Source organism: Haematobacter massiliensis, assembly GCF_000740795.1.
Taxonomy (GTDB): Bacteria; Pseudomonadota; Alphaproteobacteria; order Rhodobacterales; family Rhodobacteraceae; genus Haematobacter; species Haematobacter massiliensis.
Genome location: NZ_JGYG01000007.1, coordinates 178817 through 205594 on the forward strand (window position 1 = coordinate 178817; position 26778 = coordinate 205594).

The following is a 26778-nucleotide window of genomic DNA, read 5'->3' on the forward strand; positions in this document are numbered from 1 at the left end:
ACAGCAGAAGGCACGACCGATGACCCTCCTCGACACCGACAACATACCGGGCGTGAGCGCCTTCGGGCCGGACTTCCCCTTTGCTTACGACGACTGGCTGGATCATCCCGCCGGACTCGGGTCGATCCCGGAGGAGCGGTATGGAACGCGGGTCGCGGTGATCGGCGCCGGGGCTGCGGGAATCGTCGCAGCCTACGAGTTGATGAAGCTAGGGCTGCGGCCCATCGTCTACGAAGCCGCGCGCTTCGGGGGCCGGCTCCGGTCCGAGCCTTTCGAGGGTACGGATGGCATTGTCGCGGAACTGGGCGGAATGCGCTTCCCTGTCTCGTCCCGCGGTTTTTATCACTATATCGACCTGCTGGGGCTGGAAAGCCGCCCGTTTCCCAATCCCTTGACCCCGGCTGCGGGTTCTACGGTCATCGACCTGGAGGGGGAGACGCATTACGCAAGGACGCTCGCCGATCTGCCCCCGCTCTACCACCAGGTTGCCGCCGCCTATCGCGACGCATTGGAGGAGCATGTGCGCTTTTCCGACCTGCAGACCGCCATGCGCGACCGCGACGCGAGCCGGCTGAAGGAGCTGTGGGATCCGCTGGTGCGAGACTGGGACGAACGGACATTCTACGATTTCGTCGCGTCTTCCTCTGCGTTCTCCCGCCTCGGCTTTCGGCACCGGGAGGTTTTCGGACAGGTTGGCTTCGGCACGGGTGGCTGGGACAGCGATTTCCCCAATTCGATGCTCGAGATCCTCCGCGTCAATCTGGCGGAGCTGGATGACAACCAGCGCTTCATCGTCGGCGGGGTGGAGCAGATGCCCCAGCAACTTTGGCGTCACCCGCCGGAACGATTGGCACATTGGCCTCGGGGCACGACGCTTGCTTCGCTGAATGGCGGCGTGGCAAGGGGCCGGGTGGTGGCGATTTCTCGGGCGCCTGAGGGTGATCTTCGCCTCCGTGACCGCTGGGGACGGGAGGACGATTACCCCGCGGTGATCGTCACCTGCCAAAGCCACCTTCTCACCACTTCCATAAGCGTGGACGAGACGATCTTCGATCAGAAACTCTGGATGGCACTGGATCGGACGCGCTATATGCAGGCCGCCAAGACCTTCGTCATGGTGGATCGGCCGTTCTGGCGTGACATCGACCCCGACACGGGAAGAGAGCCGTTGTCGATGACGTTGACCGACCGCATCACGCGGGGCACCTATCTCTTCGACAACGGGCCGGATCAGCCGGCAGTGATCTGCCTCAGCTATTCATGGATGACGGACGCGTTGAAGGTTCTGCCCCTGTCCTGCGAGCGGCGGGTGGAACTTGCGCTTTCCGCCCTGAAACAAATCTATCCGAAGACCGATATCGCCAGCCATATCGTCAGCCAGCCGATCTGCGTAAGCTGGGAGGCGGATGAGAACTTCCTCGGCGCGTTCAAGGGAGCGCTTCCCGGCCACTATCGCTACAATCACCGCATGTACGGTCATTTCATGCAGGCCGGCCTGCCTCCCGCTCAACGCGGCATCTTTCTCGCGGGTGACGGGATAAGCTGGACACCTGCCTGGGTCGAAGGCGCGGTGCAGACCGCGCTGAATGCCGTCTGGGGGGTCATGACGCATCTCGGGGGGCAGTCCCCGGCGGACAATCCCGGCCCAGGGGATATGTATCCGCGTCTTGGCCCGCTCCGCCTCGACGACTGAGATAGAAACCCGTTCTGCTCTCCAGACGATTTACCCGCCGGACTGACACCCGCGGTTTGGCCGAAGGAGGCCCACAACAAGGCTGATCCTGCCGAGCCGCAGAGGCCCATCGACCTCATGCGGGCTTGGGGAGCAACCCCTGCTATCCCCGGTTTTCTTGGCCATTGCCCCCGCAATCGCCCCGAAATCGACCAATCGAGCCCGCGATCCCTAGAGCTTAAGGCATCCGGCAAGGGCGCCGCGCAGCGCTGAAGTCGAACCGCGCAGCGGCAGTGTCCCTTGCGATACCCCGTTCACAGACAGCCCAACCGTCCCATCGCGGCCGGACAATTGCCCCGCCAAGGCCCCTCCCGCAAGGCTGATGACATAAGCATCTGACGTTCCGCGCTGGCGGCTGGCCGGGCCGCCTAGCACGCCTTCCGCGAATGCGAAGTCGATCCTAACGGTGGTCTCCCGCGGGCGCTCCCTGAAGACCACAGCAAGCCAAGGCTGATCGCCGAGGCAGAAGGCGGAAATGGAGAAGATGTTTCCCGGCCCAGGCGATATGGCGACGGGCGGCAGACCCTGGGTTCGGCGCAACTGCCAGCTCTGGGACGCGACAGGGCTTGCCGGGGCGGGACGGTTGATCCCCGTAAATGACCTGCGGACCTCGCAGCTTCTACGCTGGGGAGGGCTGCAAAGCTGCCCGTTGATCCGACGAACGACGGTCGTCCCTTCCAGCCGCCAAGCTTCGGCATGGCCCGCATCAGCAGCAAAATATCCGCCAGGCCCAGACAGCCAGACCGTAACGGGACAGCCCGCGGTGCCGCAGAAAAAACCGGCAACTCCTTCACAGGACAGATGCGCAAGATCGGTGACGTAATCGGGACGCCCGTCCCCGTTCAGATCCGTCGCAACAAGATATCCCGCCTTGGGAACCGCACGTCCGCCTGCCCTCTGACAGGCAGCCATATCCTCTGCCTGCACGCGCGCCACTTCGCGGGGCACAGTGCTGGCCATAGCGGCAAGCGGCGCGAGCAGGAACACCAGAAAGAGGTGCAAAATCTTCATTTCATTGTCCCTCAGGTCTGGCGTGCGGGGAGGCGGCGGTCTCGTCGAGGAAACTAGCCGCCGCATCCCTATCGTCCAGCAAGGCGCCACCGAAACCCAGTAGTCGCGCGCCTGCAAGGCTGGCCACGGCAACCCGCGCGGCATCGGGGGGGAGACCCGCCAACTCCCCATAAAGCGCGACAAGCCGTAAAATGCCAGCCCGCCATTCAGTCGCGAGCAAGGTGTCGGGCGCGTTACGCACATCCGCCGCAAAGGACAGGATCGGGCAAGTCCGCTCCGCTGGCCGGGGGCGTAGATAGAAGGTGCGGAGCCTTTCCGCCGCTTCATCCTGCCCCTCAGTCACAACCGAGCGCCAGGCGTGCTCCGCCTCGGCAAAGGCTGCGGCACAGGCCGCTGCAGCCAGCGCGTCCTTGCTGACGAAATGTTTATAGAAACCTCCCTGCGTCATCCCGGCACGGTGCATGACCTCGGCGATACCGACCGCCGCGGCGCCGCGCGCACGAAACAGGTCCATCGCCGCAGCAAGGATCTTCTTCCGGTTCGCGGCCATCAGGCTCCGACTGGATCGGGTCACAGGCCGCCCTCCCGGTTGACAGCTCTGCAGGTTTGGAGTTCGGTTATACTCTAAATGGAGGAGGAACCCAATGGAAGCGCCGCTTTATCTGGAGGACATTACGCCGGGGTTGCGATTCCGCAGCGGAGATCATCGGATGGAGGCCGCCGATATCAAGCGGTTTGCCGCCGATTATGATCCGCAACCCTTCCATCTTGATGAAGAAGCGGGTCTTGCATCCTTTTTCGGCGGGCTGGCAGCGAGCGGATGGCATACTGCGGCTGTCACGATGCGCCTCCTCGTCGGTGGCGGCGCACCACTCGCCGGGGGAATCATCGGTGCTGGGGGTGAGATACGCTGGCCGCAGGCGACGCGTGCCGGCGACGTGCTGCATGTGGAATCCGAGGTGCTGGAGGTGACTCCCTCCCGGTCACGCGCTGATCGCGGAATGATTACGTTGAGAAGCCGAACGCTCAATCAGAAGGGCGAGGAGGTGCAAGTGCTTACCGCCAAGCTGGTCGTCTTCCGCAAGCCTGTCGACTAAGCGCGTTCAATCATGAAATCCGGCCCTGATCCGCCGGAGCATCAGGGCCACGCCCAGCATGATAACCGGCACAATTCCCGCCATCAGGAGAGATTTTGGCAGATGCCACATCTCCGCAAAGGGCAGCAACAGATAGGAAGAAAGGCTCACCGCATAGTAGCTGATGGCGGCGATGGACAGCCCCTCCACAGTGTGCTGCAGACGTAGCTGCTGATCCGAACGGCGATCCATGTTGACGAGCAGGGCCCGCGTCTGCGCGGAGCGGCCGACATCCACGCGCGTCCGCAACAGGTCTCCCGCCCGCTCGGCGCGATTGGCCATGGAGGTCAGCCGCCGCTCTGCCGACCGCGCCGTCCGCATGGCCGGATCGTAGCGACGCTGCATGAACTCCGCAAACGTCTGGTAGCCGGGTATCCGCTCCTCGCGGAGCGCAGCCACCCGATGATGAGCGATCGCTTCATAAGCACCTGTCGCGCCAAAGCGGAAGCTCTCGCCGGCAATCAGCCCTTCCAACTCGGACGAGACCGAGAGCAGCAACCCCAGTGATTCCTCCGCGCTTGCTCCGCCCGTGGCGAGGCCGGAAACGATGTCGGTCAGGCGCGCCTCGATCTCTGCCATGGGAGCGGCGATCCGCTGCGCCGCCGCAAAGCCCAGAAGAGAAAGTGTCGCGTAAAGTTCGATCTCGCACAGACGCTGCAGCAGCCGCCCGACACGACGCGCCCCGGTGCCATGCTCTACGAACAGCGCAAAGCGCGTGTGGCCTGACCCATCCATGCGAAAATCGCTGGCCGCCACGGCATGACCGTCGATCACCCGCGCTGCGGCAAGGCTCTCCGCGACAAACCAGTTCGAGAGTTTCTCGGCCAGCACTGTCTCCGCCTTCGGCATTTCCTCTACCCGGAAGCAGGCCGAGACGAGCCGTAGCCCGGGAGCCGATGCCAGCCACTCGGCCGATATCAACGCGTCGGGCGAGAAAGTCGCCTCGCCAAGCTGTGGGGTGATGACGGTGTAGCTGAATACCTCCGCATGGCTTTCCCATTTCAGTACCGCGTCACCGATCTGTCCGGTGAAGTGCGTCACGCCAGCCGCCGGGGCCGGGATGTCGTACCGGGCAAGCAGTTCTGCAAGATGCGCCCGTTCGGCTGTCCGATCCCGAGGGCCGCCCGCAGCTGGCATAAGCGCGATGTAGAATGCCTCAGCGGGCACAGGCACAGGCGGCGAAGGACGCGCGTGCAGCTCATCGCTTAAGGTGCGCCGAAGCGGATGGTCAGCCAGTTCCGGCATTGCCATGTCCCTCTATCCTTGCCCCGACACTGACGCAGCATTCGGAAGACGGCAATCCTCCTGTGGCCCGTTTCACGCCCCCGCGCGTACGGCGTCGATCAACAGCGTTACATGGCGCCGTCCCGCTTGCTCCGCGGCTTCGCCATTTCCCGAGAGCACGGCTTCACGTATCGCACGATAAGATGACACATGCGCCGCGCGAGGGATGGCCGTATAGGCGCGGATGAGATGAAGTTGCAGCTTCGGCAGACTACGGGCCAGTTCCACGCTGCCACCCGCCTGAAGCAATGCCCGGTGGAACCGTGTCCGGAGCCGCGCATAGTCCACCCCCTCGCTGTCGGGAGCAGCATCCAGCATTGCGGCCGTCTCCTCGGCAAAGGCGCGGCGGATGTCGGGGTCGGTCATGCGCTCGGCCGCAAGACGGGCATTCAGGCCGACGAGCGCCTCCGTGATGCGGAGAAGGTCGATCATCTCCTCCTGACCGGGCCGGCGGATGGTTGCGCCCTTGTGCAGCACTATGTCAACCACGCCTTCGGCGGCGAGCCGGCGAAACGCCTCCCGCACGGTCGACCGGCTGACACCGTGGCGCGCCATCACCTGCGCCTCCACCAACCGCTGTCCCATGACCAGGTCGCCATCATAGATCGCCCGGATGATGGCACGGACAAGCATGTCCGGCGCGCCCTTCGCTTCGTCGCTGCCCATGTTGTCCCCCAAAACCGCGCTTCTGGTCCTAACCGAGCGTGGGCCTGCTGAAAAGCTGTCAGTCGATGAGGGGAACCTGCGGGGCAGCATCGCGCGGCAGCAGGCCCGACAGACGCGGATCGTCAAGCACCTCCACCCGCATCTCAACAGGCCGGAACCCCATCCTCTGATAGAAGGCCAGCGCGGAGGGGTGGTCGAAATGGCAGGTATGTAACCAGACTTTGCTCACCGGGCGCGCCCAGGCGGCGGTCAGCGCCGCGTGCATCATGGGCTTGCCAAGCCCGCGGCCCGTCTCCCCCTCCGCCAGTCCGAAAAAGGCCAATTCGCAGACCTCAGCAGTGCGGAAGTCCAGCTCCACCAGCCCGATCGGCACGCCGTCACGGAGCAGATAGAACAGGTTTACCTCGGGGTGAGAAAGCGTAGCCGTCAGGATTTCGTCCGGCATCTTCAGCCGGGATACCCATAGCAGGTTCTGCCCGATGGCCCGGAACAGCTTGCGATATTCGGCGGGAGCAGGCGGGGCGACCCTCTCGAACGAGATGCCCCGCGGCCAATCCGGTGGCTCGACAGGCGGCGGGGATGTCATCTCCAACCAGGTCACGACCGTTGCCAGCTTGCCTTTCGGCACGGGCGTATAGCCATCCTCGAGTGTGCCCGTCATCACCTGCTCCGCTGTTCGATCATGCGGCCGGAGTGATCCGGGGCGCCAGAGTTGTCAAGCGCTGCTGCTGCATCTGCATTGCCTGCATGTCGCACCGGATCTAGGGTTGGCATGACGTAATGGAGGTCTAGATGCCCCTTCCCCCAGAGGCCGGCAGTCTTTTCACCCTGACCACCGGACCTGTCGCCTGCTACCCGGAGGTGCTTTCGGCGCTTGCGCAACCCGTTCTGTCCGACGCCGACCCAGCCTTTCGTGCCCTCTACTCCGCGACGCTGGAGAAGTTGCGGCGCGCGCTGCCTGCCCCCAAGGCCGTGATCCTGCAGGGCGAGCCAGTGCTTGGGCTGGAAGCGGCGGCGCTGTCGCTCGTCGCGCCCGGAGACGTGGTTCTGAACCTCGCATCGGGCGTTTACGGCGCGGGTTACAGCCAGTGGCTATCGCGCAATGCCAAGGTGGTGAACGAGGTCCGCACCGCTTTCGATGCCGTAATCGACCCGGAACACGTTCGGCAGGCTCTGCTCGAGCACCCCGAAACCGCTGTCGTCGCGGTCTGCCATCACGACACGCCCTCCGGGACGCTGAACCCGCTTGCAGAGATCGGCAGGGTCGTGCGGGAGCACGGCGCGCTGCTCGTGGTGGATGCGGTATCCTCCTGGGCCGGAATGGAAGTGGATATGGCGGGCTGGGGGATCGACCTGCTGGTGACCGGGCCGAACAAATGTCTCGGCTGCCCACCGGGACTGACCTTGCTCGGTATTTCCCGACGGGCATGGGAGAAAATGCGGACCAATCCGGTCAGCCCCCGCGGGTCATTTCTCTCGATCCTCGATTGGGAGGGAATGGAAGACCCGGGCCGCGCTTTCCCGTTTTCCCCTTCCGTAGCGGAGGTTCACGGGCTTGCAGCAGGGCTGGACCGATACCTTGCCGAAGGGCCGGAGGTGGTGTGGGCACGCCATGCGCTTACCGGCGCCGCCATGCGGGCCGGGGTGAAAGCCATGGGTCTCACTCTCTGGCCCGCGCGCGAGGAAACCGCTGCCGCGACCTGCACCGCCATCCGCCTGCCCGACGGGGTGGAGCAGACGGCGCTGCGGAACGCGATGCGGGAGAACTATGGCGTCGTCATCTCCGCGGGGCGGGCAGATACCCTGAACCGGCTGATCCGGGTGGGACATATGGGTCCGACGGCAGAACCGATCTACGTCCCCCTCGTCCTCACCGCGCTCGCCGGTGCGCTCGGCCGGGTCAGCGGACGGAAATGGGATCTGGGCAGCGCCGTAACCGCCGCGCTCGATGTCATGGAGAGCGGCACTTGACGCGGGGCCAAGGAGGGGTCACGCCCTCCCCGTGCTGACGCTGGACAACATCATCTCAGACCGCGGCTCCCGCTACGCCGTTTCCGGCGCGCCCTGCCCATCGGCAGCGGCGGCTCAGGAGCTGCTGAGAGAGCTGAAACGGAGCCGCAAATTCGCCAAGGCCACGCATAACACATGGGGGCTCCTCACGGCCGAGGGCCCGCTCAAAAACGATGACGGCGAAAGTGGCGCCGGCATGATCATCCTGCGAATGCTGGAGCGGGCGGACCTCCACGATCATCTGATCGTCGTGACGTGATGGTATGGAGGGAAGCACTTGGGCGGTGACCGGTTCCGGCACGTTCAGGAGGCGGTGAGGCTCTACCTCGCTGCCCTCTCCGGCTGAAACCCGCGCGATCAGCCCTCCCCCTTGACGGCAGTCACCAGCGCCTCGACGGTATAGGGCTTCGCGAGAACGCTTTCTGCCGCACCAGGGGCCACAGCCGCAGCATCTCCCGTCGCGAAAACCACCCTGATGGCCTTCTGAAGCTCCACCGCCTGCCGTGCCAGCGCCGCCCCCGACAGTCCGGGCAGATGATAGTCGCTCACCAGAACATCGAATGGCTGGGAGGAAAGCAGCCGAAGGGCCGCTTCCGCACTTCCCGCCTCTTCAACGGTCATACCCTCTTCCCGCAGGATTTCTGCCGTGTCCATGCGGATCAACGGATCGTCCTCCACAAGAAGCACCGTGAGGGAGGAGCGCGCGGCCGAATAACTCTCGGTCTTGCCGCTGCGCCCTGCCCCCGCCTGCTGTTCGCGGTTGGCAAGCACATGGCGCAGTTTCCGGGCCAGCGCCTCGCGGGTATAGGGCTTGGAGAGCAGCTCCACTCCCGCGTCGAGCCGCCCGCCATGCACGATGGAATTCTCCGTGTAGCCCGAGGTGAACAACACTGCGACGCCCGGTATGCGCTCCTTCGCCTTGCGGGCGAGATCCGGGCTCTTCAGCGGCCCGGGCATGACGACATCGGTGAAGATCAGGTCGATGGGCACACCACTTTCGACCACATTCAGCGCGGCCGAGGCGTCCGGTGACTTCAACACGCGATAGCCAAGGTCTTTCAGCATATCGACGACGATGGCACGCACCTCATCGTCATCCTCGACCACCAGCACCGTTTCATTGCCCCCGACGATCTGCCCCTCATCGCGCGGAACCGCGATGTCCTCCGCCTCCAGCGAGCGTGGCAGGTAGAGCTTGATCGTGGTACCGTGTTCCTGTTCGGAATAAAGTTTCACATGGCCGCCGGACTGCTTCACGAACCCATAGACCATTGAAAGCCCGAGGCCGGATCCCTTTCCTTCTCCCTTGGTCGTGAAGAATGGTTCGAACACTTTCTCCGCGATCTCGGGCGGGATACCACAGCCAGTGTCAGAAACCGCTATCATGACGTATTGACCCGGGGTCACCTCGTCATGCTGACGGGCATAATCGTCATCCAGATGCGCGTTGGCAACCTCGATCGTCAGCCGCCCGCTTCCCTCCATCGCGTCCCGCGCGTTGATGGCAAGGTTGAGCAGGGCATTCTCCACCTGCGCCTGATCTATGAACGTGTTCCACAGCCCGCCGCCGAGGATGGTCTCAACCTCCACCCCTTCACCAAGGGCACGGCGGAGCAGCTCGTCCATGCCACTGATGAACCTGCCGACATTGACCACCTTGGGCTCCAGCGCCTGCCTCCGCCCGAAAGCCAGAAGCTGGGCGGCAAGCTTTGCCCCCCGCTGCAACCCGGCCATGGCGCTTGCTACACGCGTTTCTGCCCGCGGAATTCCACCGACATCGCGGGCAAGCAACTGAAGGTTTCCGGAAACCACCTGCAGCAGGTTGTTGAAATCATGCGCGACCCCACCGGTAAGCTTGCCCAGCGACTCCATTTTCTGCGCATGGGCGAGTTTCTTTTCCGCATCGCGCCGCTCTGAAATCTCGCTGATGACACGCGCTTCCAGCGCCTCGTTCAGTGAACGGAGGTCCGCCTCGGCGCGCTCGCGCTGGCGGACCTCGGCGGCGAGCGTCTCGGCCTGATCGCGCAGCGCGGCTTCCGCAGCGCGTTGATGGGTGATGTCGGTATGCACCCCCACCCATTCACGGATTTGCCCATCAGAGCCAATGACCGGCACGGCCCGGACCGCGAAGGTCCGCCAGACATCGTCGTGACGGCGGACGCGGTGCTCGTATTCGAACACGCCCCGCGTCGCCACGGCACGCTGCCATGCCGCAATGCTCGGCTCGACATCGTCGGGATGCAGTGCGTTGGCCCAGCCGTAGCCCTGGTACTCGCCCTCGGACTGGCCGGTCAGGCTGGCCCAGCCGGGTTGCTCTCCAACCATTCTGCCGTCGGCGCTATTGGTCCAGAGCACGCCATGGACCGCATCGATGGCGCGCCGGAAGCGATGGTTGGAGTAGGTCAGGTCCTCCTGCCGGGCCACACGATCCGTTTCGTCAAAGGCGATAATCATGATGCCCGTGATCTGACCCGTCGTGGCGTCACGCTGGGGCAGATACCTCACGTCGAAGTAATGGAGGTTCCCGTCGATATCGCGCAGGTGGAAGTACTCCTGCACATCGTTGCCTTGAAGCGCTCGGCGCAGCCCCGCCTCCCGATCCCCCATCAGCGCGGGCCCGATCATTTCGCCAATCGTCCGGCCAATCATCTCGGCAGGATCATGGCCCAGAAGCTGACGGTAGTAGTCGTTGGCGAAGCGATAGGTCAGATCAGCGTCCACGAGCGCGACGAGCGCGGGCATGGCATTTGTCACCGAGGAAAGCTCAGCCTCGCGCCGCGCGAGCGCTGTTTCGGCCTTAATCCGGGCGGTGTTATCCATCACCTTGCACAATGCACCCCTGATCTCGCCGCTGAAATCCCGCACCGGTGCATAGAACAGATCGAACACATACTCCGTCTCGTGCTCACCATCGCGCAGGCGGAGACGCTGGTTCTGATAAGCGGGCGTCTCTCCCGCAAACACCCGACGCAGTATTTCGGCGTTCCAATCCGCAACTTCCGGCAACACCGAAAGAGCCGATCGCCCCATCGCCGCCGGATGCCGCGAGCCGAGCAGCGGCGCATAGCTGTTGTTGTAGAACAGGGCGCCCTTCTGGCCCCACATCAGCACAGTCGGTACCGGCGTCTCCAGGAGGTTTGCCACCGTCATACGCATCGCGGCGCCCCAATCCGACACAGGGCCCGCGAGTTCCGTAGAGAAAGCGCCGCGTCGCAGTATATCGCCGCAGGCGCCCCCGCCGAGCGGCCAGCCGGATTTCGCGTCCGCCTGCCGCATGGCTTCGTTGGCCGCCGATAATGTCGCACCGAGACGGGACTCGTCCTCTATCATCAGGAGATCCGAGAGAAATGACTCGATCTCACTACGGAGGTGCGGGTTCTGGGTCTTGGGTTCCTGCATGCCGAAAGAAGCTCCACGGAGGATCGCTGGCCGTGAGGGATATGGCATGGAGGGGGGATATGGCAATGCCGGCATTTCCACTCTCTCCTCTGCCGTTGCGGCGCGACCATTCCACCGCTAGCTTCCAATGCGCATGGAGCACCGGAGGGGGAATTATGTCGCTGTTAGATTTAGAGAATGTAAAGACCGTCGCGGTAATCGGGGGCGGCACGATCGGCGCGTCCTGGTCCGCTTGGTTTCTGGCACAGGGCTTCACCGTAAGGTGCAGTGATCCTTCTTCCGCCGCGCGGGATGCGGCGCCCGGACTGGTGGCCGCCTGTTGGCCGCAGCTTTCTGCACTTGGCGCGAGCGGCAGCGCGCAGGAGGCTCTGGCCCGCTTCTCCATCTGGGAGAGCCACCTTCAGGCCGTCGAGGGGGCTGACTACGTTCAGGAGAACGCCCCCGAGCGGTTGGAGCTGAAGCAGAGACTGCTCTCCGAGATCGACGCCGCCCTACCGGCCGATCGGGTCATCGGCTCCTCCACTTCGGGGCTGAAGGCGAGCGACATGCAGACCGGCATGACCCACCCCGAACGACTGGTCGTCGCACATCCGTTCAATCCTCCGCATCTCATTCCGCTGGTGGAGATCGTCGGAGGGAAACAGACCTCTGAAGAGGCGGCGGATTGGGCAGTCGCCTTCTTCAACGCCCACGGCAAGCGGGCGATCCAGGTACGCAGGGAGGTGCCGGGACATATCGCGAATCGCCTTCAAGCCGCACTCTGGAAAGAAGCCGCCTATCTCGTGCAATCGGGTGTCGCGAGCGTTGAAGATGTGGACCTCGCGATCAGCGAGGGGCCGGGCCTCCGGTGGGCGATCATGGGGCCGCACCTGACGTTTCACCTTGGCGGGGGCACGGGCGGCATGGCTCATTTCTACGACCATCTCGTGCCTGCGATGCAGACGTGGTGGGCCGATCTCGGCACGCCGACAATGGATGCCGCGCTCCGCGAGCAGCTGGTCGACGGCGTGACGCAGGAAGTGGGGGACCGCAGCATTGCAGATCTTGCGGCAGAGCGGGACCGGAAGCTCATCGACATCCTCAATGTGCTCTCCCCGGCGGCGAAGCGTTCATGACGCCCTTGAAGAGCTCGCCAAAGATCCATCTTCCCCGGGGCAAGGGAGGCAAAGAATGAGCGATTTCATTTTCGGGCGAGAAGACCGCGATGCCCGCCATGGGCGCTTCACCGCGAGGTTGGCGGACCATGACGGGGTGGCGGAGATTACCTATACCCGACGCGGCGAAGGGGTGATTTCGGCCGACCACACTGGTGCCCCCGACAGCCTCCGCGGTACCGGCGCGGCAGCGGCGCTCGTGGCGCACATGATCGCTGACGCGCGTGCAAGCGGCACCCGGATCATCCCGCTCTGCCCTTATGTTCGGGCGCAATATGAAAAACATCCCGACTGGTCCGATGTCATGTCTGTGGCACCGGGCGAAATTCCGAAAATCTGAGGTGTGGCCATGCCGAAGCTTGACCCCGAACCAATCCGCGATCCAGAGGCTGACAACCTTCTGACGCCGGAGAACTGTGTGCTCGTCATCATCGACTACCAGCCCGAGCAGGTGCGGACCGTGAAATCCGCCCCGCAAGAGCTGGTGATGATGAATGCTGTTGCCGCGGCGAAGCTGGCAAAGGCATTCGACGTTCCCGTCATCGTTTCGACCGTGGGCGTGGATATGGGCGTGAACACGGGGACAGCACAGGAAATCCTGGATGTCCTGCCTGGGGTGCCCGAGATCGATCGAACCGGCGTGAATGCGTGGGAGGACGCGGACTTCCGCGCCGCAGTGGAAGCGACGGGCCGAAGGAAGATCGTGATCGCGGCGCTCTGGACAGAGGTTTGCCTTGCCTTTCCGACGCTCGACATGCTCAGGGACGGATATGAGGTCTATCCGGTGGTCGATGCGGTAGGCGGGATTTCCCGGGTTTCGCATGAAAGTGCTCTCCGCCGGATCGAGGCCGCAGGCGCGCAGCCGACCACCGCCATCGCCTTCGGCTGTGAACTCATGCGGAACTGGGCGCGACCCAATTCGGATGAGCTGCGCAAGGTGATGCAGTGGTATTTTCCCAAGAAGCGGGAGTTCGACGCCGCACACTGACTTCGCCCCGCAAAGGTCACAACGGCCGCGTCTCCTTCACATAGACCTCGAAGAAATCGGAGAACGTTGCGACCCGCACCGGCAGCCGCTCATAGGGCGGATAATAGAGCGTGAGCCAGACCGGGGGCGGCTGCCAATCCGGCAGAACCGGTGCCAACCGACCCTCGGCCAGCGCCTGGGCCACGATGAAGCGGGGGAGGAGAGCGATCCCCTCTCCGCTCAGCGCCAGATCACTCAGAAGATCACCGTTATTGGCGCTGAATATGCCCTTCGCACGATGGCTTTTGCGGCGGGCGCCGGAGGACAAGTCCCAGATCGGCTCGCGCGCATCTTCGGCATATCCAAGGCAGTCATGCTCCGTTAAGTCCTCAGGTTCTTCGGGAATACCCCGCGCGGCGAGATAGCTGGGAGCAGCCACCAACAGCCGGGGGACATCGCAGAGCTTGCGCCAGACAGTCGATTTATCCACTGGCGGGCCCGAGATGCGGATGGCGAGATCGAAATCCTCGCCCACGATATCAATGAAACGATCCGACAGAACGACGGAGACATGGGTGCCGCCGTGACGGGCGGCAAACTGTGACAGCACGGCGGGCAAGACCCTCTGACCGAGCGACATCGGCGCGGCAATGCGCAGCGTTCCGGCCGTGATGCCATGCTGAGCACGCGCCTCCTCCGTCGCGAGTTCGAGCTGCCTGACGAGGGGCGCCACGCGCTTGAGATAGTCCGCTCCCGCCGATGTCAGCGACACCTGCCGGGTCGTTCTCAGCAAAAGCTGCACGCCCAACCGGTCCTCCAGCGCGGCAATCGTCCGGGTAACGGAGGCCGGTGTGGTGCCAAGCAGCCGGGCCGCTCCGCTAAAACTTCGCGCTTCGGCGACAGTCAGGAAGGTGCGGAGGGATTCGAGTTCGCCCATGCCCTCATTATTACGACAATCGCAATAATCAATGCAACATTATGAACGTTCTCTTTGGCAATGTTCCGCCCCATCTTCCCCTCAAGACATCGGGAGGCGCTGCATCAGCCCTCCGTTCTCGGAAAGGGATCAACCATGCTGAAACAGATCAAGGGCCTTCACCACGTCACCTCCATGGCCGCGGATGCCCAGCAGAACAACGACTTTTTCACCAAGATGCTGGGCCTGCGCCGGGTCAAGAAAACGGTGAACTTTGACGCGCCCGATGTCTATCACCTCTACTACGGTGATGAGGTGGGCACGCCCGGTTCGGTCATGACCTATTTTCCGTTCCCCCATATCGTGCGCGGTCGCCCCGGCGCGGGTGAAGTGGGGGAGACGGCGTTCTCCGTGCCCAAGGGGTCGCTGTCCTACTGGAAGAAGCGTCTGACGGGTTACAATGTCGACGGCGTGACGGAGGAGGAGGTCTTCGGTGAGAAGCGCCTGCGCTTTCAGGGCCCTGACGGCGACGGGTTCGTTCTGGTCGAGGTGGCGGACGACAGTCGCGCGCCATGGGCGGGCGGTCCGGTCGCAGCTGCTGAGGGCGTTCACGGCTTCCACAGCGTGTCCATGCGGCTCCGCGATGGTGGTGCGACGGGCGAGCTGCTGCGCTTCATGGGCTATGAGGAGATAGACCGGCAGGGCGACATCACCCGCTTTGGCGTGCAGAACGGCAACGGCGCCGATTTCATCGACCTCGAAGTGCTACCCGGCGCGCCGATAGCCCGTCAGGGGGCTGGTTCCGTGCACCACGTGGCCTTTGCCGTGCCGGACCGCGCCGCTCAGCTTGACGTGCGCAAGGCGCTGATGGACACGGGCTATAACGTGACGCCGGTGATCGACCGGGACTACTTCTGGGCGATCTATTTCCGCACGCCGGGCGGCGTTCTTTTCGAGGTCGCGACCAACGAGCCCGGCTTCGACCGTGACGAGGATACGGCACATCTCGGAGAAGCCCTGCAACTCCCGACGCAGCATGCCCATCTCCGCTCGCAGATCGAACGTCTCCTTACACCCATCACGGACTGATCAGTTCGCATCACGGCGCGCCGCGGGCCACAGGGCGGCGGCGCGCTTCCCCCGATAAGGAGCATCCCATGCCCCTCGACAGCTATCATCATATCTCCCGCGACCCCGCCCCCGGCCAGCCGCTGGTGATCGCCTTGCACGGCACCGGCGGGGACGAGCATCAGTTCGCCGGGCTGGTGGAGCAGATTCTGCCCGGTGCGGGCCTTGTCTCGCCGCGTGGCGACGTATCCGAACACGGTGCTGCGCGATTTTTCCGCCGCAGCGGAGAGGGCATCTATGACATGGCCGACCTGAGCCGGGCGACGGACAAGATGACAGCCTTTATCCGCGCCCATCGGGCCGCGCATCCGGGCGCGCCGCTCTATGCTCTGGGCTATTCCAACGGGGCCAACATCCTCGCCTCCGTATTGCTGCAGACCCCGGAACTGCTGGACCGCACCGTGTTCATGCATCCGCTGATCCCTTGGAAGCCGGAGCCCAACGCAGGGCTTGCCGGACGGGAGGTGCTGATTACTGCCGGCCGGCGCGATCCGATATGTCCCCTGCCGCTGACCGAAGAGCTGGCCAACTGGCTCAGGGCGCAGCGGGCAGACGTTGACCTCATGCTGCATGACGGTGGCCATGAGGTGCGGCAGGAAGAAATATCCCGGCTCGCCGCCTTCCTGCGCCGTTGAGCGGCGCAAGGAACCAATGGGTCCGCGACGGCGGGCCCTTTTTGCTATGGGAACGGCTTGCCTGACACGCGTAAAGCGCCTATCGCCCTCCAGAACAAAGTTGCGAGAGGGGGACACCTGATGAAAGCTATAGAACGTTTGTCCATGTTCGTGGGCAAGACATTCGCCCTTTGGGTGATCCTGTTTGCGGTGTTGGGCTTCCTGTTTCCCGATGTGTTCCGCCTTGTGACGCCATGGATCGTCACATTGCTCGCCATCATCATGTTCGGCATGGGGTTGACGATCTCAGCCGACGATTTCCGGGAAGTCGCCCGCCGCCCTTATGACGTGGGGGTTGGCGTCCTCGGTCAGTTCCTGATCATGCCGCTTCTTGCGGTGCTGCTTACCAAGATCATTCCGATGCCGCCGGAAGTCGCGGCGGGGGTCATTCTTGTCGGATGCTGCCCGGGCGGCACGTCCAGCAACGTGATGACCTATCTTGCCAAGGGGGACGTAGCGCTCTCCGTGGCCTGTACAAGCGTGACCACCCTGCTTGCGCCCGTCGTCACGCCTTTCCTTGTGTGGATGCTGGCAAGTGAGTTCCTGCCCGTGGACGGCTGGGCGATGTTCCTCTCGATCGTGAAGGTCGTGCTGATACCGCTCGCGCTCGGCTTCGCGGCCCAGAAGATCATGCCCGGGTTTGTACGCAAAGCCGTACCCGCCCTGCCGCTCGTAAGCGTGATAGGCATCGTGCTCATCGTGGCGGCGGTTGTGGCGGCCTCCCGCGCCTCCATCCTCCAATCTGGCCTGATGATCTTTGCGGTGGTGGTCCTGCACAACGGCCTCGGCTATCTCATCGGCTACTTTGCGGCGAAGGCCGCAGGCCTCTCACTGGCCAAGCGGAAGGCGATCGCGATTGAGGTCGGGATGCAGAACTCCGGTCTCGGGGCCGCTCTGGCGACCGCCTACTTCTCACCGCTCGCAGCGGTGCCGAGCGCGATCTTCAGCGTCTGGCACAACATTTCGGGCGCGCTGCTGGCTAATTATTTTTCCGGAAAGACGGAAGACGAAGCGCCCGCAAAAACCCAAGACGCCTGATCGGAACGCGGCGCCCCTCGCCCGGGGGGCGCCCCTTCTGCTATGGGTGCAGTGCCTATGCCAAACGATGACCCCCAACGACCCGCGACGCGCGGCCCGAGCCTTGCGAAGACGCAGCGGACACAGACCGCCATTCTTGACGCGGCCATGGCAGAGTTTCTGGAACATGGCGTCTCGGGCGCACGCATGGATCGGATCGCGCATCGCGCAGGAATGGCGAAGGGTACGCCCTATCGCTACTACCCCACGAAAGAGGCCCTGTTCGAAGGCGTGGTCGAGCGGGCGATGGACGAGCGCAATGCGCTTCGCGATACTCCGGTATTTCTGCCTGAAGAGACGCTGGGACAACACTTTCGCCGTGTGATGCTGCCGGTTGCGGAGCAACTCGAAGCGTCGGGCCGTGCTTCGCTCGCGCGGCTGGTGCTCGCCGAAGGAGGCGCATCACGCTTTCTCGCCGAGACGTACTTTCGCCGCATCTACGAGCCCACCAACACCTATATTTCCACCGCGATCCGCATGGGCATTGCCCGCGGCGAGGCCTGTGATCCCCGACTCGCAGACAATCCCCAGCTTCTTGTCGCATCCCTCTGGGTCGCCATGATCGAAGGCGGGGTACTGAACCCGGGCGAAGGCATCTCGGCAGCCCGCCTGCTGGAGTTGCAGATCTCCTTTTTCTTCCCCTGACGCGCCATAGGTAGATCACATCCTGGACGCAGGCTTGTGATCGCCGCGACAACCTCATAAATGACCAGTTAGTCATTTATATTTGACGGAAGTCTCACCGCTCTCTCTCACGCGGTTCGAGCATTCGGAGGGTTGTCCCTGTGACACCAACAACAGAACGCCGCCATCGCGGCGCGGCGAGGGTCTTTGCAACCCTCTTCGTGCTGATCGGGCTAGCCTACGTCTGGGGGGGCGCGCAGCTCGCCCTTCTGGGCGGATCACTCTACTTCCTTATCACCGGCCTTGCCGTGATCGTGTCCGGTATCCTTGTCTGGCGCGGCAACGCCTGGGCCGGGTGGCTCTACGCCGCCATGCTCGCCTAGACCTATATCTGGGCTATTGGCGAGGTAGGGGTCGATTTCTGGACATTGCTCCCCCGCTTGTCAGGGCCTTTCCTGTTCGGGCTGTTTTTCCTGACCCCGTGGTATCGCCGGAGCCTGATCTCGGGGCCGCGACCCGCGTTCCTGGGCCGCGCCGTCGTGGGTGGCCTTGCCGTCGCCCTGCTGGGGCTTTTCGGCTGGGGATTCGCACAGGGCGATATCCATGAGATCGCGGCGACCCGGCCTTTGCCGGAGGTAAAGGCCAGCTATGTCTCGGGCACCCCCGAGGGCGATTGGCACCATTATGGCAATGACCAATACGGCACACGTTTCTCCCCGTTGGAGCAGATCACCCCTGAAAACGTTCAGGATCTGCAAGTCGCCTGGACCTACCGCACCGGCGATTACCCGCCTCCAGAGGGGCCGGTGCGGCGTCTGCAGGCCACCCCTCTGAAGATCGGGCGCTCGCTCTATCTCTGCACCGCGCGGAACGACATCGTATCGTTGGATGTGGAAACGGGGCAGGAAAACTGGCGCTTCAACAGCCACACCGATCTCAAAGGCGTGACGGGTTCGGCTGCCTGTCGGGGTGTTGCCTATTATGAGGCCCCCGAAAGCGAGGTTCCAGCCGGGGCCGCCTGCTCTGCGCGGATCATTGGCGGAACGGTGGACGCGCGGCTTCTGGCCATCGACGCGGCGACCGGCGAGCCTTGCGCGGACTTCGGCGAGAACGGCCAGGTCGACCTCAAGCAGGGTCTTGGCCAAGTCATTCCCGGCTATTCCTATGTCTCATCGGCACCCCAGATCGTGCGCGGGCGGGTGGTGATCGGCGGCTGGATCTCTGACGGCCAGATGACGGGCGAACCTTCGGGCGTGATCCGCGCGTTTGATGCGGTCAGCGGGGCGTTCGACTGGGCATTCGACATGGGTCGCCCGGAAGACCACTCCATGCCTGCGGAAGGCGAAGAGTTCACGCGCGGCACGCCGAACTCGTGGGCGCCGATCTCCGCCGATGATGAACTGGGGCTTGTCTATATGCCGACCGGCAATGCGACGCCGGACTACTGGGGTGGTCACCGCCGCGATTTTGACAACCGTTACTCCGGCTCGATCCTCGCTCTCGATGCGGAAACCGGTGCGCTGCGCTGGCGTTTCCAGACCATCCATTACGATGTCTGGGACATGGATGTCGGCTCTCAGCCCAGCCTTGTTGATCTCCAGATCGATGGGGAAACCGTTCCCGCGCTCGTGCAGCTCACCAAGCGAGGGCAGAATTTCGTTCTTGACCGCAGAACTGGAGAGCCGATCTACGAAGTCCAGGAACGCCCTGTTCCGCAAGGCGGCGCAGAGGCCGAGCGGATTTCTCCGACGCAGCCTTTCTCGGTCGAGATGCCGGAGTTTTCGGGCGTCGATCCCACGAAGCCCCTCGGTGTTGACGAAACGGACATGTGGGGGGCGACGCCATTCGATCTGATGTGGTGCCGTATCCGCTTCCGCGAGGCACGCTGGGACGGGCCGCTCACGCCTCCGGGCGAAGATACGGTGTTCTTCTTCCCCGGCTCTCTGGGCGGCAATAACTGGGGCTCGGGCTCCTTTGATCCTGAGCGCAAGATCCTTGTCGCAAACTGGAATCGCGTGCCGATGTCCCTCCGGCTGATGCCGCGGCCTGAAGCGGATGCAGCGGGTCTCAGGGCGGCTGACGGTCGTCCCGGGGTGAGCGTGGGCGGAGCAGTCCCTCAGGAGGGCACGCCCTATGCCGCGGATCTGAAGCCCTTCATGTCGCCATTGGGCGCCCCCTGCCTCGCACCGCCCTACGGCCTTGTGACGGCGGTCGATCTTACGACGAAGGAGGTGCTCTGGCAGCGCCGGTCGGGCACGGCGGAAGACAGCGGCGTGACCATCGCAGGCAGCATCATCCGCTCGCGACTGCCGATCAGCCTCGGCGTTCCCGGATTGGGCGGGTCCATCACGACCAAATCTGGGCTCGTGTTCATCGCGGCATCTGGGGAGCAGTCGCTTCGCGCGATGGACCTCGAGACGGGCGATATCCTGTGGAAAGGACGCCTGCCGGCGGGAGGCAACGCAACGCCGATGACCTATCTCTCCGAGGAGAGCGGGCGGCAGTTCGTGGTGATCGCCGCAGGGGGCCACAATCTGATGCAGACACAACCGGGCGACTACCTCGTCGCCTATGCCCTGCCCAGACAGTAAAGACGAGGGGCCGGCCCGGAGCAATCCGGGCCGGCTTACCTATGAGCGTCAGCGCAGTTTATTGCTTTCGTCAAGCTTCTCGCGGCCGTCTTCCAGTATCTCGAACCACATTGCGTTCAGCACCGCGAAAGTGACGGCCAGCGGCAGGCCGAGTAGCCAAGCGAAGTACCACATATTTTCCGGTCCTTTCAGTAAGCGTGGCTGTCGCCGGTCACATCCTCTTTCTCCACCTTGCCCCAAAGGAGCTTGTAAACCCAGGCGGTGTAGAGGGCGATGACCGGCAGGAAGATGACCGTGACCACCAGCATGATGAACAGTGTCAGGTGACTGGAGGATGAATCCCATACGGTTATGCTCGCCCCCGGCATTTCGGACGAAGGCAGGATGAACGGAAACATGGAAAGCCCGACGGACGAGATCACTCCGAAGATTGACAGCTTGCTCAGCACGAGCACGCCGACCTCCCGCTTCGCCGCGATCATGGCCAGAACGCCGAGCGCACCCACGAAGCCCGCTGCCGGAGCGATCAGCATCCATGGATGGGCTGTATAGTTGGTGAACCATGCGCCTGCATAGACCTCAACCGTCTTGGCCAACGGGTTGGAAGGTCCGTTATCGGGAAATGTGCTCGTGACCACATACCCATCAATGAAGGCCCAGAGCAGCAGTCCGCCAAGGGCATAGAGCACAAGTGTGGCGATCGCCGCCCATGTGCCGAACCGCCGCGCCCGCGCCTGCACCTGCCCGGTGGTCTTCACGATCAGCCATCCCGCGCCATGCATGGCCAGCATCGCGACCGACAGAAGCCCGCAGAGCAGGGCGTAGGGGTTCAGCAGGCCGATGAACCAACCGTCATAGTAGATGCGCATGTCCGGGCCGAAGCGGAATGGCACGCCCTGGAGCACGTTGCCCACCGCCACACCAAAGATGAGCGCTGGCACAAATCCCCCGATGAACAACGCCCAGTCCCAGTTGTACCGCCAGGCCAAGCTCTCCCGCTTCGAGCGGTATTTGAAGCCGACCGGACGCAGGATCAGCGCGAACAGGATCGCAAACATCGCGAGGTAAAAGCCCGAGAACGACACCGCATAAAGCGGCGGCCATGCGGCAAAGATCGCGCCGCCGCCCAGGATCAACCACACCTGATTGCCCTCCCAGACCGGACCCACCGTGTTGATGACGATGCGTCGCTCGACATCGTTCTGCCCAGCGAAGGGCAGAAGCATTCCCACGCCGAGGTCGAACCCGTCCGACAGCGCAAATCCGATCAGAAGGACGCCCAGAAGAACCCACCATATCAGGCGGAGCGCGTCGTAGCTCAAGAAATCATGCAGGATCATGGCATCACTCCGCCGGCGTCACGATGGGTTTCGGGATAAGCGGCGCCTCCGCATCATAGTCCGGCGCCGGGCCCTTGCGGATCGCGGCCAGCATGAGCTTGACCTCGATCACGATCAACACGGCATAGATCAGCGTGAAACCGATGACCGTCATCAGCACCGTCCCCGCCGACAGGTCGGAGACGCTGAGAAACACCGGCAATACGCCTTCGACAGCCCAGGGCTGCCGGCCGTACTCCGCCAGGATCCAACCGCATTCGGCTGCAATCCAGGGCAGCGCCATCGCCCATACGGCCACCTTCAACAGCCATGGATGCCTGTCGATCGACCTCCTCGTACTCATCACGAAGAAGGTGCCCATCAGCAGGATGTTGAAAAGCCCGACTGCGACCATGATCCTGAAGACCCAGAACAGCACCGGGACATTGGGGACCGTGCTCCAGGCCGCGCGGTCGATCTGCTCCTCCGTCGCCTGCCGCGGATCGTCGATATACTGCTTGAGGAGCAGCGCATATCCGAGATCGTCCTCCCGCTCGCTGAACGAAACCCGCGCGGCTCCGGAGGCCGTCGCGTCAGGCTCCGCCCGTATCGTCTGGAGCGCGTCATAAGCGATCATGCCCGACCGGATGCGTTCCTTTGCATGTTCGACGAGATCGAGGATGCCTGGAATTTCCGTGGTGAGCGAACGCGTCCCGATCAGCCCCATGACCCAGGGAATATGGATGGCGTAGCGGTTCTCCCGCGCCTCCATGTCGGGGATGGCGAAAAGGGTGAAGCGGGCAGGGGCAGGCTCCGTTTCCCACATTCCTTCCAGTGCCGCCATCTTCATCTTCTGATGTTCAGAGGTGAGATAGCCCGACTCGTCACCCAGCACGACGACAGACAGCGCCGCAGCAAGCCCGAAGGAGGCGGCGATGGTGATCGACCGCTTGGCGATGGCAATGTGCCAGCCACGCAGCAAATACCACGCCGATACCCCCAGCACGAAGACCGACGCCACGACATAGCCTGCAGAGACGGTGTGCACGAACCGCGCCTGCGCGACGGGGTTCATCAGCACCTCGTAGAAGCTGGCGACCTCCATCCGCATCGTGTCGGGGTTGAAATGCGCGCCCACCGGGTTCTGCATCCAGCCGTTGGCGATGAGGATCCACAGGGCCGAGAAGTTGGAGCCGATCGCGACGCAATAGGTTGCGATGAGATGGCCCACCTTCGACATCTTGTCCCAGCCGAAGAAGAACAGCCCGACAAAGGTTGCCTCGAGAAAGAAGGCCATCAGCCCTTCTATGGCCAGCGGTGCGCCGAAGATATCGCCGACATAGTGGCTGTAATAGCTCCAGTTCATGCCGAACTGGAATTCCATCACGATGCCGGTCGCCACGCCGAGCGCGAAGTTGATCCCGAAGAGCGTGCCCCAGAACTTGGTCATCTGGCGCCAGATGACCCGGCCCGTCATCACATAGACGGTTTCCATCGCGGCGAGCATGATAGACAGGCCGAGGGTGAGCGGCACGAACAGGAAGTGGTAGAGCGCCGTCAGGGCAAATTGCAGGCGCGAGAGTGTAACGACGTCAAAAAAATCCATGGCTGGCCTTTCCGGGCGAGCTCTTGCTCCGTTCCAAGGCGTCCGCGGCGCGCGGGCGTCGGTCTGGTAAAGGCGCTGTTGTCCTAATCGGGACGCAGCGCCGAAAGGGCGGCGGCGTAGCCCGCCTCCCCTCGCCGATGGATACGGGCGATCCGCCCCCCCTCCATCGCGATCAGCAGGTCGGCACCTTCCGCCTCCCGCCGCATATGGGTCACGATCACCATTGTGTGAGCGGACCGATACAAATCAAGCCGCCGGGCAATATCCCGCGCCGTTGTTGCATCTGTGCCCTCAGTGGGCTCATCGAGCAGCCAGAGCGGGGCGGGGCGAAGAAGCAGTCTGGCGAGTGCCACTCGGCGGGCCTCTCCGCCCGACAGGCCGATACCCCCCTCGCCTAGCGGAGCAGCGAGGCGAGCGGCGAAACCACGGAGTCCCGCATCCTCGAGCGCACGGATCAGCGCGGCGTCACCGGCATCCGGGGCCGCAAGCCGAAGGTTGTCGGCCAGGCTGTCCCGGAAAAGCTCACTCCGCTGCGTCATCAAGGTAGAGGGCAGAACGGCCACTTTGCCGCGCCGCGCCCGGATCTCCCCGGCGAGCAACAGAAGGAGCGTCGATTTACCCGCGCCCGACGGTCCGATAACGGCAACCTTCTCTCCCTTGCCGATGGCCAGCGAGATGTCATGCAGTGTTTCTCCCTGCGTGACAGGACCAGCGGCGACGTTCTGCAGCACCACTGCCTGACCCTCCGGTGGAGCGGCAAGCGGCGCAGGCGGAGGCAACACCCCCAACCGGGGTCCAAGCCGCCGTGCCGCTACCCGGGCGCGCGCAGCTTCCACCCCCACCCGTCGCAACGCTGCCAACGGATCTCCCGCCGCCACGGCCAGAAGGATGCAGAACGCTGCCACGGGGACATCGACCCGGTTTTCTGCGACCAATCCTGCAACGGCCAGCGTCACTGCCGCGATCATCACGGCGCCCACGGCGGTCGCGCCGACGCCTGCAGCAATTTCCACCCTGTTGGCACGATCATCCGCGCCGCCCAAAGCGCTGTCCAGATCGGCAATGCGCTCCAGTTCCGCCGGAAGCCGGCCGGTCATCGCGTAATCCGCCTGATTGCGTACAAGCGTGATCACATGGCTCCGTAATCCCTCAAGCCACCGGCTGCGCGCATATATCGTGGAGGCACCCGCCCGCAAGGAAAGCAGGGGAATGATCCCCGCCGCTGCCAGCAACACTAAGACGACACAAAGACCCAGCATGGGCGAGACAAGTGACAGCGCCAGTCCGACCGCCAGCGCCCCCAGCCCCGCCGCCACAAGCGGGACGGCAACTCGCAGATAGAGGGAATCCAGCGCCTCGCTGTCGGCGCTGATACGGAACAGCAGGCGCGAGGGGCGGGTCGCAAGCGCGCCGGCCGCCTCTGCCGGGCTCCATCCCCGGAAAAGGCGCACCCTCAACTCCGCCAATGCGTCCAGAGTCGCGCCGTGGGTAACCAGCCGCTCGACATACCTGGACACGGTCCGAAGAACCGCGAGCAGGCGAATCCCGGCCGCGGGCATCAGGACACCGAAGGTCAGCGCCGTGGCCGCCGAAAGTCCCGCAATCGCCGTGGCCGTGATGAACCAACCCGAAAGACCGAGCAGCGCTATCCCCGCCAGAGCCGTGAGCGCGGCGAACCCGGCGCCGAGCAGAAACCGCCTCTCTCGCCCTGCCGCAAGCGCGCGGATCACAGGGCTGAAATCATGGCCTAGCCGGGTCATGCCGCAACCACCGTGGTTGACGGACTCACCGCGATGGCGCGGTCGAGCCGTGCGATAAGCCGGGGATCATGGGTGGCGACGATGAGCGTGCGCCCTCGCGCCAGCGTCAGCAGCCCTTCCATCACCGCATTCGCCGTCACGCTGTCCAGATGAGCCGTCGGTTCGTCGGCGAGGATCAGGCCAGACGGCGATGCCGCGGCGCGCGCCAGGGCCAGCCGCATCGCCTCTCCCCCGGAGAGACCTGCGCCGTCTTCTCCAAGCGGCACGCCCCCCCGCAATGCAGCGACGCGCGACAGCCCGGCCAACGACAGCGCTGCGGCCAGGTCTTCATCGGAGATGTCGCGCCCTGCCCGCACATTCTCTGCGAGCGACAGGGGAAGAAGGTGCGGCTCCTGCCCCAGCCATGCCATCCCGGCGCGAAGCGTCGCGGCAGCATCCCCCGCCATCGGCACTCCACCCACGAGCACCCGGCCGGAGACGAGCGGCACGAGGCCTGCGATCAGGCCGATCGCCGTGGATTTGCCGGACCCACTCGGCCCGGTCAGGGCAACGTGTTCACCTGCCCCCACACTGAAGCTGACAGGGCGGCCATTCTCTCGCGCAGGCTGTGCCGCTTCCAGCATCACAGAAGGTGGTTCCGCTTCCCCCGTGCGACTGGGCCGCGCCAAAGCGCCGGCATAAGTCATCCCGGAAGGGACAAGCCCGTCGAGCGCGTCAAACGCCGCCTCTCCCGAGGCCCGATCATGCCATACCGCCGCCAGATCCCGCATCGGCTCAAAGAAAGCCGGCGCGAGCAGCAGGATGAACATTCCCTCCGTCAGCGAAAGCCGCGCCCCCCAGGCCCCGAAAGGTAATTCACCCAACAGATGAAAACCCACATAGACCGCCACCATCGCTACCCCGAGCGCCGAGAAAAGCTCCAGAACGGCGGAGGAGAGAAACGCGATCCGCAGCACTGCCATCGTCCGATCCCGAAGATCGCCCGCCATGGTGGCCAGCCGTGCCTCTGCCCCGCCCACGGCGCCCAGCCCCCGGATCGTCGCCATGCCGCGCAACCTGTCGAGAAGGAACCCGTTGAACGTGCCGACCGCACCCAAATGCGCCTCGCTCGCCGCCTTCGCCCTCCAGCCGATGAGCGCCATGAACAGCGGGATGACCGGAAGGGCGATGAGCAACGCCAGCGCCGCCAGCCACGACAGAGGAAAGATCGCCAGAAAGATCGCCACAGGAACCACCGTTGCCCGGAACCGCGCGGGGCGGAAGCGGCTCAGATATGGCACGATGAGTTCAGCCTGCTCCGCCAGCGCACTTGCGGCGAGACCTGAGGAAGGCCGCGCCGCATCAAACGGCGGGTGTTCGGCCAGCGCGGTCGCGACTCGCAGCCTGAGCCGGGACAGCTCCGCCCTGGCACCCCGAAAGGCCAGCCGTTCCGACAGCGCTTGAACACCCGCCTGGAGAAGACGGAGCAGGAGAAACACTACAACCGGAAGGAAAACGTCAGCCGAACCGGCCGCCATCCTCCCGACGCAGACAGCAAGCAGCGCCGCCTGTGGCAACCATAGAAGCGACGCAACGGTCGAAAGCGCGGAGGCCGCGGTGATCGTGTTCTTGTTCGGCAGAGTTTCCGTCATCGCGGGCCGCCTCGTGTGGACGTGGCTGATCTTCACACTAACCTTGAGGCGGAGAAAGAACTTATTCCGCCGACATAATGCCGCAGGGGCGAA

General features: G+C 64.0%; 24 protein-coding genes and 1 pseudogene. 13 read left to right on the forward strand and 12 right to left on the reverse strand.

Features of this window, described 5'->3' with window-relative positions; all coding sequences use genetic code 11:
- The first annotated feature begins 19 nt into the window (after positions 1–19).
- Positions 20–1693 carry a flavin monoamine oxidase family protein gene (locus CN97_RS11930; protein WP_035711649.1) on the forward strand — a complete coding sequence of 558 codons (1674 nt, stop codon included), beginning with the start codon at positions 20–22 and terminating at the stop codon, positions 1691–1693.
- Positions 1694–1903: 210 nt separating this feature from the next.
- Here CN97_RS11930 and CN97_RS19900 read toward each other — a convergent pair whose 3' ends face one another.
- Positions 1904–2743: a hypothetical protein gene (locus tag CN97_RS19900; protein WP_051911195.1), complete on the reverse strand. Its 840-nt coding sequence runs from the start codon at positions 2741–2743 to the stop codon at positions 1904–1906.
- Position 2744: 1 nt separating this feature from the next.
- Entirely contained in the window at positions 2745–3317 is a 573-nt protein-coding gene (locus CN97_RS11940; RefSeq protein ID WP_084684132.1) for a TetR/AcrR family transcriptional regulator, read from the reverse strand.
- 70 nt (positions 3318–3387) lie between these two features.
- Here CN97_RS11940 and CN97_RS11945 point away from each other — a divergent pair, with 70 nt between their 5' ends.
- On the forward strand, positions 3388–3840 hold the full coding sequence (locus CN97_RS11945; protein ID WP_035711652.1) for a MaoC family dehydratase: 453 nt from the start codon (positions 3388–3390) through the stop codon (positions 3838–3840).
- Between the two features lie 6 nt (positions 3841–3846).
- On the opposite strand, the gene CN97_RS11950 is transcribed toward CN97_RS11945, so the two are convergent.
- From CN97_RS11950 to CN97_RS11960, 3 genes are all read right to left on the reverse strand, one after another.
- Positions 3847–5124 carry a DUF3422 family protein gene (locus tag CN97_RS11950; RefSeq protein ID WP_035711879.1) on the reverse strand — a complete coding sequence of 426 codons (1278 nt, stop codon included), beginning with the start codon at positions 5122–5124 and terminating at the stop codon, positions 3847–3849.
- 72 nt (positions 5125–5196) lie between these two features.
- Positions 5197–5829 (reverse strand): GntR family transcriptional regulator, encoded by a 633-nt coding sequence (locus CN97_RS11955; RefSeq protein ID WP_165496731.1) that lies wholly within the window; start codon positions 5827–5829, stop codon positions 5197–5199.
- Positions 5830–5887: 58 nt separating this feature from the next.
- Positions 5888–6490, reverse strand: a complete 603-nt coding sequence (locus tag CN97_RS11960; protein ID WP_035711658.1) for a GNAT family N-acetyltransferase — start codon at positions 6488–6490, stop codon at positions 5888–5890.
- A 131-nt stretch (positions 6491–6621) separates the two neighbouring features.
- On the opposite strand from CN97_RS11960, the gene CN97_RS11965 reads away from it, so the two are divergent.
- Together CN97_RS11965 and CN97_RS11970 are read left to right on the forward strand one after the other, a co-directional pair.
- On the forward strand, positions 6622–7800 hold the full coding sequence (locus CN97_RS11965) for a pyridoxal-phosphate-dependent aminotransferase family protein (protein ID WP_035711660.1): 1179 nt from the start codon (positions 6622–6624) through the stop codon (positions 7798–7800).
- 31 nt (positions 7801–7831) lie between these two features.
- Positions 7832–8185: pseudogene (locus tag CN97_RS11970) on the forward strand (YigZ family protein).
- Positions 8186–8196: 11 nt separating this feature from the next.
- On the opposite strand, the gene CN97_RS11975 reads toward CN97_RS11970, so the two are convergent.
- A complete protein-coding gene (locus CN97_RS11975) occupies positions 8197–11169 on the reverse strand; it encodes a PAS domain-containing protein (protein ID WP_211253689.1) in 2973 nt (990 codons plus the stop codon).
- 224 nt (positions 11170–11393) lie between these two features.
- Here CN97_RS11975 and CN97_RS11980 point away from each other — a divergent pair, with 224 nt between their 5' ends.
- From CN97_RS11980 to CN97_RS11990, 3 genes are read left to right on the forward strand one after another with little or no spacing between them, the layout of a single operon-like run.
- On the forward strand, positions 11394–12353 hold the full coding sequence (locus CN97_RS11980) for a 3-hydroxyacyl-CoA dehydrogenase NAD-binding domain-containing protein (RefSeq protein WP_035711663.1): 960 nt from the start codon (positions 11394–11396) through the stop codon (positions 12351–12353).
- A gap of 55 nt (positions 12354–12408) precedes the next feature.
- Positions 12409–12732: a GNAT family N-acetyltransferase gene (locus CN97_RS11985; protein ID WP_035711665.1), complete on the forward strand. Its 324-nt coding sequence runs from the start codon at positions 12409–12411 to the stop codon at positions 12730–12732.
- Between the two features lie 9 nt (positions 12733–12741).
- Positions 12742–13380 carry an isochorismatase family protein gene (locus tag CN97_RS11990; protein WP_035711669.1) on the forward strand — a complete coding sequence of 213 codons (639 nt, stop codon included), beginning with the start codon at positions 12742–12744 and terminating at the stop codon, positions 13378–13380.
- A 16-nt stretch (positions 13381–13396) separates the two neighbouring features.
- Here CN97_RS11990 and CN97_RS11995 read toward each other — a convergent pair whose 3' ends face one another.
- A complete protein-coding gene (locus CN97_RS11995) occupies positions 13397–14296 on the reverse strand; it encodes a LysR family transcriptional regulator (RefSeq protein WP_035711672.1) in 900 nt (299 codons plus the stop codon).
- A gap of 135 nt (positions 14297–14431) precedes the next feature.
- Between CN97_RS11995 and CN97_RS12000 the strand changes: the two genes are divergently transcribed.
- The 6 genes from CN97_RS12000 (at position 14432) to CN97_RS12020 (ending at position 20369) form a co-directional block, all read left to right on the forward strand.
- Positions 14432–15364, forward strand: coding sequence for a VOC family protein (locus CN97_RS12000; protein ID WP_035711674.1), 933 nt, complete (start codon positions 14432–14434; stop codon positions 15362–15364).
- Between the two features lie 68 nt (positions 15365–15432).
- On the forward strand, positions 15433–16038 hold the full coding sequence (locus CN97_RS12005) for an alpha/beta hydrolase (RefSeq protein WP_035711676.1): 606 nt from the start codon (positions 15433–15435) through the stop codon (positions 16036–16038).
- A gap of 120 nt (positions 16039–16158) precedes the next feature.
- Positions 16159–17115: a bile acid:sodium symporter family protein gene (locus tag CN97_RS12010; protein WP_035711678.1), complete on the forward strand. Its 957-nt coding sequence runs from the start codon at positions 16159–16161 to the stop codon at positions 17113–17115.
- 57 nt (positions 17116–17172) lie between these two features.
- Positions 17173–17799: a TetR/AcrR family transcriptional regulator gene (locus CN97_RS19905; RefSeq protein ID WP_051911197.1), complete on the forward strand. Its 627-nt coding sequence runs from the start codon at positions 17173–17175 to the stop codon at positions 17797–17799.
- Positions 17800–17939: 140 nt separating this feature from the next.
- Complete coding sequence (locus CN97_RS21125; RefSeq protein WP_211253690.1) at positions 17940–18161, forward strand: hypothetical protein; 222 nt, start codon at positions 17940–17942, stop codon at positions 18159–18161.
- 6 nt (positions 18162–18167) lie between these two features.
- Positions 18168–20369: a membrane-bound PQQ-dependent dehydrogenase, glucose/quinate/shikimate family gene (locus tag CN97_RS12020; protein ID WP_303395626.1), complete on the forward strand. Its 2202-nt coding sequence runs from the start codon at positions 18168–18170 to the stop codon at positions 20367–20369.
- A gap of 48 nt (positions 20370–20417) precedes the next feature.
- On the opposite strand, the gene cydX is transcribed toward CN97_RS12020, so the two are convergent.
- The 5 genes from cydX to cydD form a co-directional block, all read right to left on the reverse strand.
- On the reverse strand, positions 20418–20543 hold the full coding sequence (cydX, locus tag CN97_RS19910) for a cytochrome bd-I oxidase subunit CydX (protein ID WP_051911198.1): 126 nt from the start codon (positions 20541–20543) through the stop codon (positions 20418–20420).
- 14 nt (positions 20544–20557) lie between these two features.
- Positions 20558–21709 carry a cytochrome d ubiquinol oxidase subunit II gene (gene cydB, locus CN97_RS12025; protein WP_035711680.1) on the reverse strand — a complete coding sequence of 384 codons (1152 nt, stop codon included), beginning with the start codon at positions 21707–21709 and terminating at the stop codon, positions 20558–20560.
- Between the two features lie 4 nt (positions 21710–21713).
- Entirely contained in the window at positions 21714–23294 is a 1581-nt protein-coding gene (locus CN97_RS12030; RefSeq protein ID WP_035711683.1) for a cytochrome ubiquinol oxidase subunit I, read from the reverse strand.
- A gap of 83 nt (positions 23295–23377) precedes the next feature.
- A complete protein-coding gene (locus CN97_RS12035) occupies positions 23378–25054 on the reverse strand; it encodes an amino acid ABC transporter ATP-binding/permease protein (RefSeq protein ID WP_035711686.1) in 1677 nt (558 codons plus the stop codon).
- Entirely contained in the window at positions 25051–26685 is a 1635-nt protein-coding gene (gene cydD / locus CN97_RS12040; RefSeq protein WP_051911199.1) for a thiol reductant ABC exporter subunit CydD, read from the reverse strand. The genes CN97_RS12035 and cydD overlap by 4 nt, the downstream gene beginning before the upstream one ends.
- Positions 26686–26778 lie beyond the last annotated feature (93 nt).